12 protein-coding genes and 1 rRNA gene are annotated in these 12422 nt (G+C 34.0%); 8 read left to right on the top strand and 5 right to left on the bottom strand.

Annotation, left to right across the window (positions count from 1 at the left end; all coding sequences use genetic code 11):
* Positions 1-91 (top strand): 5S ribosomal RNA (gene rrf, locus ACTCAF_RS09605); the annotation flags it as partial.
* A gap of 5 nt (positions 92-96) precedes the next feature.
* On the opposite strand, the gene ACTCAF_RS09600 is transcribed toward rrf, so the two are convergent.
* Positions 97-1278, bottom strand: a complete 1182-nt coding sequence (locus tag ACTCAF_RS09600; RefSeq protein WP_463063064.1) for a molybdopterin molybdotransferase MoeA — start codon at positions 1276-1278, stop codon at positions 97-99.
* Entirely contained in the window at positions 1268-1927 is a 660-nt protein-coding gene (mobB, locus tag ACTCAF_RS09595) for a molybdopterin-guanine dinucleotide biosynthesis protein B (RefSeq protein WP_463063063.1), read from the bottom strand. The genes ACTCAF_RS09600 and mobB overlap by 11 nt, the downstream gene beginning before the upstream one ends.
* Before the next feature lie 185 nt (positions 1928-2112).
* On the opposite strand from mobB, the gene ACTCAF_RS09590 reads away from it, so the two are divergent.
* From ACTCAF_RS09590 to ACTCAF_RS09565, 6 genes are read left to right on the top strand one after another with little or no spacing between them, the layout of a single operon-like run.
* On the top strand, positions 2113-3672 hold the full coding sequence (locus tag ACTCAF_RS09590; RefSeq protein WP_463063062.1) for a 4Fe-4S binding protein: 1560 nt from the start codon (positions 2113-2115) through the stop codon (positions 3670-3672).
* Between the two features lie 13 nt (positions 3673-3685).
* The gene (locus ACTCAF_RS09585) at positions 3686-4294 is read left to right on the top strand and encodes a TorD/DmsD family molecular chaperone (protein ID WP_463063061.1); all 609 of its coding nucleotides are present in this window, start codon (positions 3686-3688) and stop codon (positions 4292-4294) included.
* A gap of 9 nt (positions 4295-4303) precedes the next feature.
* The gene (locus tag ACTCAF_RS09580) at positions 4304-4480 is read left to right on the top strand and encodes a twin-arginine translocation signal domain-containing protein (protein ID WP_463063060.1); all 177 of its coding nucleotides are present in this window, start codon (positions 4304-4306) and stop codon (positions 4478-4480) included.
* Positions 4481-4489: 9 nt separating this feature from the next.
* A complete protein-coding gene (locus ACTCAF_RS09575; protein WP_463063059.1) occupies positions 4490-7270 on the top strand; it encodes a formate dehydrogenase subunit alpha in 2781 nt (926 codons plus the stop codon).
* A 12-nt stretch (positions 7271-7282) separates the two neighbouring features.
* Positions 7283-7870 carry a formate dehydrogenase FDH3 subunit beta gene (fdh3B, locus tag ACTCAF_RS09570; protein WP_463063058.1) on the top strand — a complete coding sequence of 196 codons (588 nt, stop codon included), beginning with the start codon at positions 7283-7285 and terminating at the stop codon, positions 7868-7870.
* Between the two features lie 35 nt (positions 7871-7905).
* Positions 7906-8805 carry a formate dehydrogenase subunit gamma gene (locus ACTCAF_RS09565; RefSeq protein ID WP_463063057.1) on the top strand — a complete coding sequence of 300 codons (900 nt, stop codon included), beginning with the start codon at positions 7906-7908 and terminating at the stop codon, positions 8803-8805.
* A 25-nt stretch (positions 8806-8830) separates the two neighbouring features.
* Here the strand turns inward: ACTCAF_RS09565 and ACTCAF_RS09560 are convergent, their stop codons facing one another.
* From ACTCAF_RS09560 to ACTCAF_RS09550, 3 genes are read right to left on the bottom strand one after another with little or no spacing between them, the layout of a single operon-like run.
* Positions 8831-9727 (bottom strand): formyltransferase family protein, encoded by an 897-nt coding sequence (locus ACTCAF_RS09560; protein WP_463063056.1) that lies wholly within the window; start codon positions 9725-9727, stop codon positions 8831-8833.
* On the bottom strand, positions 9721-11484 hold the full coding sequence (locus ACTCAF_RS09555; RefSeq protein ID WP_463063055.1) for a DUF2207 domain-containing protein: 1764 nt from the start codon (positions 11482-11484) through the stop codon (positions 9721-9723). Before ACTCAF_RS09555 ends, ACTCAF_RS09560 begins: the two co-directional genes overlap by 7 nt.
* Entirely contained in the window at positions 11435-11989 is a 555-nt protein-coding gene (locus ACTCAF_RS09550) for a LemA family protein (protein ID WP_463063054.1), read from the bottom strand. The genes ACTCAF_RS09555 and ACTCAF_RS09550 overlap by 50 nt, the downstream gene beginning before the upstream one ends.
* 131 nt (positions 11990-12120) lie before the next feature.
* On the opposite strand from ACTCAF_RS09550, the gene ACTCAF_RS09545 reads away from it, so the two are divergent.
* On the top strand, positions 12121-12422 hold a 302-nt coding region (locus ACTCAF_RS09545; protein ID WP_463063053.1), incomplete at its 3' end, for an FAD-dependent oxidoreductase.

The raw sequence follows: 12422 nt of genomic DNA, 5'->3' as shown, positions 1-12422 counted from the left end.
CCCGTTCCCATCCCGAACACGGAAGTTAAGCCCTCCAGCGCCGAAAATACTTGGGGAAGATAACCCCCGGGAAAATAGGTCGTCGCCAGAGCTTTTTTATATTATAAATGTTTTGATATAGTTACCTGTCGTTAATGTTTCTATCTCTTTGTCAATAATTCCAATAGCGTTAATAAATTGTTTGCCCTTAATTCCACTTAGCCTGTCATAAAATATTATTTCGTTATCTTTTAGCTCAATATAACCAGGAATAAATTTGTAAAATCCCTTTTTCTTATTTAACTTGATATATGATTTTGCATTAAATAGTTGCTGGCTTTGGCCGTAATATGCAGTGTCAAGAAATATGTTAAGGAATAACTCTATGCACACGCTGGCTGAAGCAGGATTTCCAGGCAATATAAATATTGGTTTTTGTTTAACCATTGCAAGTTTAAAGGTTTTCCCGGGGCTTACATTAATATTTTCAATTATAATTTTGCCGTCAATTTCGTAAATGATATTTTTTATCAGATCTTTTTGACCCAATGCTGTCCCGCCGAATGTTATTATTATATCATAGTTATTAACTGCATGTTCGATAGCAACTTTAATTTCTGAATGATTGTCTTTTATAACTCCAAGATATGAGAATGGGACTTGTTTTGTTTTAAGGAAAGAGTGTAGCATGTAAAAATTACTATTGATAATGGATTCCTTAATAACGTATTGTTCAGTTATCTCACTTCCTGTGGATATTACCCCTATAAGAGGTTTTTTATTTACTTTAATTGTATTGATTCTGTTTAGTACCAGCCTTTCAATGTCTCTGTGATCAATCAAATTACCTTTTGAAATTAGTATTTCTCCTTTTTTGAAGATACTTCCTGAAGTTTCAATATACCCTTTTTTTGGTTTAAAAACGTTTTCAATGTAGATATAGCCATTTTTTTCAGAGCAATATTCGACAGGCACAACTGTATTTTGGTTATTTACAAGATTACTGCCCGTAGAGCATTTTATACACTCATTCTTCGAAAGGTGGATATCTAAAATATCATTTGCCCCTAAAAAAGCTATGATCTTTAATTTTTCACTCATATTTGTAGTTTCTGAGTCAAACACAAAACCGTCCATTTTTGAACGGTTATGCTGAGGAAAATCAAAGGATGCGAGGACGTTTTGTGCAGATACAAGATTACATGAATTCTCAATGGGCACAAATTCGTAATCTATTGGAATTTTTATATTTTTTATAATATCTAATACTTCGTACAAATCAGTATGTTTATCTGTCATTTATAATAATCCTTATCTCTTTCGGGTTATTGCAATCTTTTAATTCAGAGATCATCCCAATAATTGTTGATGTTACAATATCTTCAACAAAGTCTTTTACCTTAATTTTTTTGCCGTTAACAATTAGGCTTAGTTTTCTTCTTTTTTTGTCTAAATAGTGTCTTTCAATAAAATCGGCTATTTGCTCAGGGTTATTCAAATCAAGTATTTTCTTTTTGTAAATCTTGCTAACGATTTCAGGGACATCAGTGGCAACCGCAATTAATGTTTCATCAGTTTTGCACAGCAAATCGTTTGATACTCCGTTTAGAAAAATTTCAATTTTAGGTTTATTGGAGCTTTTAAACCCTTCAGTAAGTATGATGTCTGCCTTGTCCTCCAGCATAAATGCATAATCGTCAAGAGAGTAATACTTATCAGAGTCCGATATCAAAGCAAATTTGTCAGGACCGGATATTATTACTGATGATGCACCTGCTTGTTTTAATCTGTATGTGTCTTTACCTTCCCTGTCAATCTCAAAACCGTGCGTATCATTTTTAATTATTCCAACCCTGTACCCTTTATTTTTAATAATTGGAATTATTTTTTCAAGAAGTGTCGTTTTGCCGCAGTCTGAAGCACCTACAAAACAAATTATTGGTATCATAATTTCACCTCAAAAGTTTTGCTTATAATAACACAAAATAAAAAAATGTAAATTAAAACATTATTAAATTGTGTTTTAATTTGTGTTTATTGTAATATGTTTGTAAAAATACACTAAAGTTTGTTTGACATTATAAATTCTAAAGTATATAATTTAATATAATTTATAATAGAAAGTGGTTATATATGGCAGATTACAAACTAAAAGTTCCAAACAATTTGCTTCTGATTTCCGATAATACAAAAAAATTGAGAAAATATGAAGAAATATTGGGTGGTATCTATAATATATATACAATATTTTATTCAGATATTTTTAGTAAGGAATTTTTTGCATCAAAAAATATTAAAATTTCTGGTAGGTTCCCGGCATTTAATGTCAACTTTGAATTTCTTGATGTGATTAAATTTGATATTTGTTCATATTGTGGCAAATGCTATAAAGAATGTCCTGAAAAATGTATTTCAGTAAATCTTGATATAAATTTTGACAAATGTACCCTATGTGAAAAATGTGAAATAGTGTGCCCTGAAAAATGTATTGGTCTACGTAGTTTAAAAACATCTGAAATTACAACTGCATTTATTCTAACGGATATAGATGAACTTATTGATAATTATAAACTTCCAGGTATTTATAAATTTGAGGATTACGAGAATGTATTATCTTTGACCGGAGAATTTTTGATTAGCGAAAGCATATCTCATAATGATAATATTTGTCAGTACAGTGGTAAGCGAGATTTTGGCTGTAAAAGATGTATTGACTCATGTGAGCGATACGCTCTTTATGTTGAAGATAAAAAAATTAAAATCGATCATTTGCTTTGTGTATCATGCGGCAAGTGTGTCTCAGTTTGTCCAACCGGTGCTATGCAGAGTATGACTGTTTCAGATGTTGATTTTATTGATAGTTTTAAGGAAAATAACTTTAAGAACAAAGTTGTAGTATTGGGCAACCATGAAGAAATAAGAGGATTTAAATGGAAAATTGATGACGAATATACCTATAATTACCAATTTATCGAATCTGAACCAAAATACTTTAACCTGCTTAACTATCTATTTTTATTCTCATGTGGGGCTTCAAAATTAATTATTTTAGATGAACGCCTTTGTAATAGTAATCAAATTTTATTTGCAAACAGACTTATAGAGTATCTTTTCAACTATTCTGACTTTATAGTGTTTAGAGATGATGGATATTACGGACCAAATCCTCTTAGCGAATTTTATGCAGATTATTCGTTTGATACAAGAAGGAAAAAGTTAGCTTCAATAATTGGTTTCTTATTCGAAAAGTCACCTGTCAGAAAAGTCTTAATAGATGAAGAATATCTGAATATTTTTGGAGAAGTGGAATTGGATGAACTGAAGTGCTCTTTATGTCTTGCTTGTGTTAATCATTGCAAAATTGGAGCACTAAGTGCTAATCAGATGAATTATTCTCTTAACCACAATCCTTCATATTGTATTCAATGTGGAATATGTGAAGATGTCTGCCCGGAAAATGCAATAAAAATTCGAAAAGGACTGCTTCTATCAGAAGAATTTTTTGAAAATAAAGAGCTTTTTCGAGATGAGCCTATAGTTTGTCCTGAATGTAAAAAGGAATTTGCAAGTAAGAAGGCATTTGAAACTGTAAAGAGAAAGCTTATCAAATCTGGCTATTTTGAATCGAAAGGGAAATATCTGAATTATTGCGAAGAGTGCAGAGTCATAAAAATTCTTGAATTAAATGCATGATGTTGGAGTAGATATGAAAAAAGATGAAATAAGTGAAGTAAGGCTGTTTTTTTACGAAATTGTAAAAGAATCATTTCAAGACGAGCCTGATGCTGCCTTGATAGATATTTTTAACCAATTGGTAGATAACTTGAAAAAAAATTACGAAGTAAAAGATGAAAAGGTAGAGTTTATTATTGAATCTTTTCAGACGGTTCTGCAAAACCTGGATTTGCAAAAGATCAAAGAAGAATACAATATCTTATTTGTGGATCCGTTTAGCAATTACCTTATACACAAAAACGCTTCCTTTTATATCGAGAACAAGAATTTTGGTAATACACTTGTAAAAATCAGAGATTTCATCTGGAGACTGGAACTGTTCAAGAGTGAAGATTATTTTGAGCCTGAAGACTCTGTACCATTCATATCCGATGTAATGATATATCTTATCGATAATGAGTATGCAATAAACGTCCAGTATGACTTTTTTACCAAATTTATTGCTCCACTCATGGAAGGTTTATGTACTGAACTGAAAAATAGTGAAATGGCAAATTTTTATGCTTGTGTAGGGTTGTTAATGGAGTTTTTTATAGAAATGGAAAGAAACTATTTGTGTGATGCAATCATAAATGCTTAGGGGGTTTTTATGAAAAAGCTTAAATCAAGAAGAGAGTTTTTGAAATTAGGTGCAGTGGCCACAGGTGTTAGTGTGGCTTTACTTGGGACGAAGAAATCTTATGCAAAAAAACAAGAAGTGGGTGAAAACGAAATACTCTATAGGGAGACAGAGCACTTTAAAAAGTATTATGAAACCTTAAAATAGGGGGTTATTATGGGAAGAAATAAATTGGTAAATACCATTAAGGGCAACACAAAAGTGGCAGTTTCAGTACTTCCTGAAAGCGTAGGTCGAAGGGACTTTCTTAAACTGTTTGCCGCTACATCAGCAGTGGCAGGTTTAGGGCTAACCCCCTCATTGGTAAAGAAAGCAAATGCAGCTACATCTCCTTACCCGAATTCGAAAATTGTCAAGACAGTTTGCACACATTGTGCTGTAGGCTGTGGCATTTATGCCGAGGTTCAAAATGGAGTATGGGTTAGACAGGAAGTTGCTTTTGATCATCCTGTATCAAGGGGAGGGCATTGTTGTAAAGGAGCTGGTGCTATAGATATGGTTACCAGTGAAAAAAGGTTAAAGTATCCTTTAAAGAAAGTTAACGGGAAATGGCAAAAAATCTCTTGGGAACAGGCAATAGATGAAGTAAGTAAAAAACTTCTTGATATAAGAGAAAAAGACGGTCCTGATGCGGTTATGTGGATTGGTAGTGCAAAAGTTTCAAATGAAATGGCTTATCTTCAAAGAAAATTGGCTGCATTTTGGGGCACTAACAATATAGATCATCAGGCGAGAATATGCCATTCTACTACTGTTGCAGGTGTTGCAAATACCTGGGGATATGGCGCAATGACAAACAGTATTAACGATATGAGGCATTCAAAATGTTTCTTTTTTATAGGTTCAAATGCAGCTGAAGCGCACCCAATTGCTATGCAACATGTTTTACATGCTAAAGAGGTAAATAATGCTCCCGTAATAGTAGTTGATCCTCGCTTTACAAAGACAGCTGCAAAAGCAACCGATTATGTAAGAATTCGCTCAGGTACAGATACTGCTTTTTTAATGGGGCTAATCAATGTTATTATTGAAAATGGCTGGGAGGATAAAGAGTTTATAAGGACAAGGGTTACTGGTTTTGAGCAGTTGAAAGAAACAGTAAAAAATTATACACCTGAAGAGGTTGAAAGGATTACTGGTGTACCAGCTTCTGAGACCAAGAGAATTGCTGGTATTCTTGCCAAAAATAGGCCGGCCACAGTTATATGGTGTATGGGCGGGACTCAGCATACAATAGGAAGTAGCAATACTAGAGCGTATTGTATCTTGCAGCTTGTTCTTGGTAACATGGGAAAATCTGGTGGCGGCACCAATATTTTAAGAGGACACGACAATGTTCAGGGTGCAACTGATATGGGTGTTCTTTCCCATACGTTGCCTGCATATTACGGCCTTTCTGAAGGTGCATGGAAACATTGGTGCCGTGTATGGGATGTGGAATTTGATTGGATGAAATCCAGGTTTAAAGACGAAAAGTACATGTCGAAGCCAGGATTTACTCTAAGTAGGTGGTACGAAGGGGTAATACAGGAAGATAAAATTACTCAGTACACACCATTAAAAGCTGTGGTTTTTTGGGGTTGTTCTTCAAATTCACAGTCGCAATATCATAAGCTGAAAAAAGCTTTGGATAAAATTGATTTGGTAGTTTTAATAGACCCGTTCCCAACAATGACCGCTGCTGCCTGCGACAAGGATAATGTATATATTCTTCCTTCTTCAAGCCAATATGAAACAAGTGGCAGTGTGACAAACACTCAAAGGGGTATTCAGTGGAGATACAAAGTAGTTGATCCAATTTATGAAACAAAAGATGACTATGAGATTATGAAGCTTTTTGTAGATAAATTTGGCTTTGCGGATAAATTTTATAAAAACATAAAACAGGTCCCCGAGGATGTGACAAGAGAAATTAATAAAGGTTCTCTTACAATTGGTTATAACGGGCAGACTCCTGAGAGGATTAAAAAGCATACTGATTATTGGCATACTTTTGATGTTGATGATCTTCAGGCCAAGGGCGGTCCTTGTAATGGTGAATATTACGGTTTGCCATGGCCATGTTGGACTACAGAACATCCTGGCACTCCAATTTTGTACGATATTTCAAAGCCTGTTGCAAAAGGTGGACTTCCATTCAGGGCAAGATATGGTGTTACCTATAAATATCCAGGTAAAAATGCTGAGGAAAATATACTTGCGGACGGAGTCGCAAATCCAGGCAGTGAAATTAAAACAGGTTATCCTGAATTTAAAGATGTTATCCCTGGGACAAATTGGAAGACAGACCTATCACAGAAAACTATTCAAGAAGCTATAAAAAGAGGTATGGCACCTTTTGGAAATGCTAAAGCAAGATGTTATGTGTGGGAGTTTCCTGATCCAATTCCTGTGCATAGAGAGCCGCTACATTCCCCCGATCCTGAGATGGTTAAAAAATATCCAACTTATGATGATAAACCTGACCATTACAGAGTTTATACCAAGTATAAGAGTGAACAAAATATTGACTGGGTAAAAGAATTTCCGCTTATTCTAACCACAGGCAGATTGGTTGAGTATATGGGTGGTGGTGCTGAAACAAGAAGTAATAAATACTTGGCTGAACTTCAACCTGAAATGTTTGCAGAAGTAAATATTAAAACTGCTAATGACAATGGACTCAGAAATGGTGATGAAATCTGGGTAGAATCTCCAAATGGTGGAAAAATAAAAGTTAAAGTTAAGGTTTCTGATAGAGTTGACGAAAAAACTATATTTTTACCTTTCCATTTTGGAGGATTTTTTATGGGTGATTCCTGGGCAAACAAATATCCTGAAGGTACAACTCCATACGCACTTGGAGAAGCTGCAAACGTTGTAACAAACTACGGGTACGATATAGTGACTCAGATGCAGGAAACAAAGACTGGTCTGTGTCGCATTAAAAAAGCATAACGGGGGTACGTTATGGGAAGAATGAGATTTTTATGTGATGTTGATAGATGTATAGATTGTGGAGGTTGTGTAGTTGCTTGTAAGGAAGGTCATCATATCCCTGTTGGAATTAACAGAAGAAGGGTTATCACAATCAACGAAGGCAAACCTGGTGAAAAAAGCATTTCTGTAGCTTGTATGCATTGTTCTGATGCCCCATGCATAGCTGTTTGCCCGGTTGATGCATTATACCAGAGGGATGATGGAATTGTACTGGTTAATAAAGATGTATGTATTGGATGTGGGTACTGTTTTTTTGCATGTCCATTTGGTGCGCCACAGTTTCCCAAAGGTAACTTTTTTGGAGCAAGAGGTGTTATGGATAAATGTACATTTTGTGCAGGCGGACCGGCAGAAAATTTCAGCGACAAAGAGAAGAGACTTTATGGCCAAAACAGAATAGCCGAAGGCAAGGCTCCGCTATGTGCATCAATGTGTGCAACTAAAGCATTATTGGCCGGTGATGGGGACAAAGTCGCTGATATATATAGAGAAAGGGGATTTAAGCGTGGCTCTGGTGCAAATGCCTGGGGCTGGGATAAAGCATATAATAAAAAATAGGGGCTAAATTTTGCCCCTTTATCTTAAGGTGTAATATGAGAAGATTATTTTGTGTTTTAACAGTGTTTTTCTTGTTTCTCGCATCACTTGGGTTTTCTGCTGAAAAAAGCTCTGCCGTTAAAAGTTTACATATCCAAACAAACTATGTTGACATATATAAAGATATTTCAAATGGGTATGTGGGAAATTGGCAGAAATACGGCCAAACATTTGAAAATTTACAGAAAAACTACTTTAAAACCATATATCTATCGATACTTGTAGCAATTCCTTTGATATTTATACTCCACTACCTCTTAATAGGCCCCAAAAAATTTTCCCATGAGGGTAAAAAAATTTTGATATTTACAGTTTTAAACAGAATCATTCACTGGACTGCGGCATTAAGTTTCCTTACTCTTGTTATAACAGGTCTTATTATGGTATTTGGCAAATATTTTGGTGGTGGGAGTTTTGTAAGGTTTTTTAGATATCTGCATTTTCCTGCGGCGGTTGTGTTTACACCTTTTGGTTTTTTTATGTTTCTAATGTGGTTAAAAGATATGATATTTGCTCCCGGGGATATAACATGGTTTTTAAAATTTGGAGGATATTTGAGTAGAAAAAATGAAAACATTATGCCTGTAGGGAAATTCAACCCAGGGCAAAAAAGTTGGTTTTGGCTTGCAACATTGGGCGGCTTTGTAATGGCATATACGGGATATTATATGTACAGTTTTTCTGACTTTACGGATAATTTGAGAATATATGCCATGATTCACAATATATTAGGTATGGCTTTACTTGTTATGTTTCTTGTGCATCTTTACATGTCACTCTTTGCAATAAAGGGCTCACTAAATTCGATGCTTACAGGCTTTAAATCAGAGGACGAGATAAGGGTAATGCATTGCAGATTTTATAAAAAAATATCAGGTAAAGATTGTGTAAATTAAGGGGCAGCCAAAACCCCTTAATTTATTAATAGTTTAGTTTACTGTTTACTTCGAAGATATTATCGAGGTTTTCCAGACTTTTTTCGTCCTGTTTTAATTTGTTAAGTCTTATCATGCCTGTTCCACACGCTACATCAATATAATCTTCTTTTACTTCCAGTATTACGCCTGGCTCTCCATAATATCCCTGCCAAGCCCTTATTTCAGATTTAAATACTTTGATTTTTTTCTCACTATAGTAAAAATGGGCACCAAAAAAGGGATGGCTGTAACCTCTTATATGATTGTAGATAGAGTAGGCATCACGGTTAAAATCGATTATTGCATTCTTGTTTCTTTTTCTAACTAAATAAAAGCTTAAGTCTTCATTTTGTTTAATTGTGTCAAGGTTAAGTTCTCCGGATAACATTTTTTCAATAAAATTAATTATTTTACTTGTATACTTTTTTATAAAATCTTCAGGGTAATCGTTGAAATCAATATTGATAGTTTCCTGATAAACTATATTTCCACCATCTATTTTTATAGAATTTTCATATATTGTTAGTCCGCTTTTAACTACACCCTGAATAAATTGTTCGGTAATTGCTCCATAACCTCTGTAAAAAGGTAGCAAAGCCGGATGGGTGTGATACACATTAAAAGGTGGAACAGAATTAGCAAAAAAATCTTTTGTCCACTCTATACAAAGAGCTGTATCAAAGTTTAATTTTTTCAATATTTCTTTATTATCTTCATATTTGTTTGAATTTAAATATGTTATTTCGAAAAAGCTTTCAAATATTGAAAAGTCTCGACTGAGTGAAGTCCTTAGGAAATCAGCTTTATACGTTACTATTTTCGGGAATATTGATTTGTTTAAAAGACCCTCTAAAAGGAGCTCCCCTGTAAAAGAAGATGTAAAAATAGCTAATTTTACCAACTTCCTCCGCCTCCTCCACCAAATCCGCCGCCGGAAAATCCGCCACCACCTGAAAATCCGCTTGAGCCGCTACCTGAAGACGACGGCATAGAGGTAAACACCTGATTCATTGTCTTAACGGAACTTGATATCGAATCTGCGAGATAAATTGTATTAAAACTCCTGTTGGTGCTTGAAATATACCACTCTGGCGGCTCGGTAATAAGATTTTTGAATTTTTCTGCCCATGTTTTTTCTTCATTGAGGGCGACAGCATAAGGGATTGTTTTATCAAAGTAGAAAGGGTCTTTTGAAAGCAGGACTTTTAATTTTGGTGTTTCCACTTTGTGAATAAAATCTTTAAACCCTCTTAACTTTTGATATTTTTCAACTCCGGAATCTGTTTTTTGAGGCATAATATAGGCAAATACAAAAATGATAATGGCATTTATGACAAATACAATTATATAATCAAGTCTTCCGTTAAAGATAGAATATAATACCCCTCCTATCAGGGAAATCACACTGATAGACTTAAAAAATGCAGCAAGTCCCCTTGTCCCCTTTACATAATAATTTTGTCTTGCTATTTCTTCATTTAGCTGCTGTCTTGCTTCCTGCATATATGTGTAAAATCTGTTTTTTAGTGACGATACCCTTACGGACTTTGTACTTCCGGGGAAGAGTCCATCAAAAATAGTTTTTTCAAAACTTTTTGCATTTTCAGGCAAATCATTAATTCTCGTTAAAATAAAGTCTTCTTTTGAAGTGAAGATTCCATCTATTTCATCTTCTTCTATCTTTAATATACCTTTTGTGGCCCAATAAAATATTAGCGATATTAAATCTTTATTATCTGTTGTGTCATCAATGATTACCCCTGCCTCAGCCGGAGTAATCCCTTTGGGAGGTTCGTACTGGACATAATTTATTATTTTTTTGTCCCTACCAACCAAAAACCATATACTAAACATCGCTATGAACACAAAAATAGGGGTAAGATAGACAAAATTATTTATTATAATAAGTTTAAGTTTCAGAAAAGTAGTCCCGTTTTCAAGATAGTTTTTTGGGATTTTTGCTACAATGGTCAGTCCCTCTTGGGGATTTAATACTTTCTTTGTCTGACCATAAATAAGCCCGGGTGCAATTGTAATATCTGCGATTTTCCTCCTTTCTCCATAGCGTCCCCCAACTAAAATTAAGTCATCTTCATTCAGCAGAAACTGATCTGGCAGGAAGATATTAAATGTAGCATTTTCAATATGGACAGGCCACTCAGTGCCAATCAAATTGTAATAAAATTCACTGTGCTCATCAAAGAAGTTTATTGCCCCAAAAATTTTATATTTTATTTTGTAGGTAACATCTCCATACACATATTTGTTTTTGTCGCCTATTTTGATGTAAAAATCATTATTTCTTTTATATGTTGTAAATTTAAAACCTTCTACATCGACATCGAATATATCTATTTTGTAAACCTTGCCATTCATAAGAGGTCTGTAAGCTTGAGGTTCATCAATACTTTTACTGACAATATACTTGTAAGGAATAGTCCTGAATATCCCGTGCCTTTTAGTAGTAAAATTTACTTTTAGAGTTTCTTCTATTTCAATGACAGAGTCTTTTGTCAGTCTAACATCAATATTATAATTTTTTATATAAAAATATTCTGCATATATTGATAGAGGCAAACCAAATATCAATATGCTGAGAAGTAAAATTTTAACTGAAATTGACTTTAACATTTTCTCTTTCTGCTTCTTCAATTTCAAAAAATTCACGTTTTTTAAAATTAAATATATTTGCAACTATTACTGAAGGAAAAGCCTCGCATAATATGTTATAGTCTCTTACTACGGCATTGTAATATCTTCTTGCATTTTGAATATTATCTTCAATTTCAGAAAGGGAGTTTTGAAGGTTGATAAAATTTTCATTGGCTTTAAGCTCAGGATAGCTTTCAGAAAGGGCAAAAAGACTTTTTAAAGCCCCAGTTATTATATTTTCAGCTTTTGCTTTTTCTTCTACTGAACTCGCAGACATTGCCATATTTCTTGCCTGTACCACTTTTTCTAATGTAGATGCCTCATGTTTTGCATAACCCTTCACTGTTTCTACAAGATTTGGGATGAGGTCATGCCTTCTTTTAAGCTGCACATCAATTCCGCTAAAAGACTCATCTGCTTGATTTTTTAATTTTATAAATTTGTTATAATAAGCGATGAATGCAAAAATTATGACAATAATTATTACTAAAAATATTAGTCCAGTAGTCATTGTGTCCTCTTTAGTTTTTCTATATTGTATCATGAAATAAAAAAAAATAAAGCGATGTTTTGTTATTTTATACTTTTGAAGTTTGGTTGACTTTAACTTATTAAGGTGATTTAATTTAATAGGGGTGTGATATGAGAGTAATTGTTATCGGCGGGGTAGCAGCTGGATTAAGTGCTGCAAGTCAGATAAAAAGGCAGCTTCCTGATGCGGAAGTTGTAGTCTATGAGGCAAGCGGAGATGTTTCATATGGGGCTTGTGGAATGCCTTATAATCTTTTGTTTAAAGACAAGCCGGTAGAGTCGTTATATGCAATAAAGTATGGAGACATTATCCATAAAAGGGGTGTAAATTATAAGCTATACCATGTAGTTGAGGAAATTTTTCCTCAGTCAAACAGTTTGAAAATTTATGATATTGCAAATAAGAGACATTT

This window comes from Deferrivibrio sp. (assembly GCF_055117995.1).
This window is presented reverse-complemented; position numbering and strand designations above follow the sequence as displayed.

Coding starts and splice junctions, on each gene's coding strand:
- fdh3B (WP_463063058.1), top strand. CDS start 7,283: ATGGGAAGAATGAGATTTTTATGTGATGTTGATAGATGTATAGATTGT.
- ACTCAF_RS09580 (WP_463063060.1), top strand. CDS start 4,304: ATGAAAAAGCTTAAATCAAGAAGAGAGTTTTTGAAATTAGGTGCAGTG.
- ACTCAF_RS09565 (WP_463063057.1), top strand. CDS start 7,906: ATGAGAAGATTATTTTGTGTTTTAACAGTGTTTTTCTTGTTTCTCGCA.
- ACTCAF_RS09550 (WP_463063054.1), bottom strand. CDS start 11,989: ATGACTACTGGACTAATATTTTTAGTAATAATTATTGTCATAATTTTT.
- ACTCAF_RS09585 (WP_463063061.1), top strand. CDS start 3,686: ATGAAAAAAGATGAAATAAGTGAAGTAAGGCTGTTTTTTTACGAAATT.
- ACTCAF_RS09575 (WP_463063059.1), top strand. CDS start 4,490: ATGGGAAGAAATAAATTGGTAAATACCATTAAGGGCAACACAAAAGTG.
- ACTCAF_RS09600 (WP_463063064.1), bottom strand. CDS start 1,278: ATGACAGATAAACATACTGATTTGTACGAAGTATTAGATATTATAAAA.
- ACTCAF_RS09590 (WP_463063062.1), top strand. CDS start 2,113: ATGGCAGATTACAAACTAAAAGTTCCAAACAATTTGCTTCTGATTTCC.
- mobB (WP_463063063.1), bottom strand. CDS start 1,927: ATGATACCAATAATTTGTTTTGTAGGTGCTTCAGACTGCGGCAAAACG.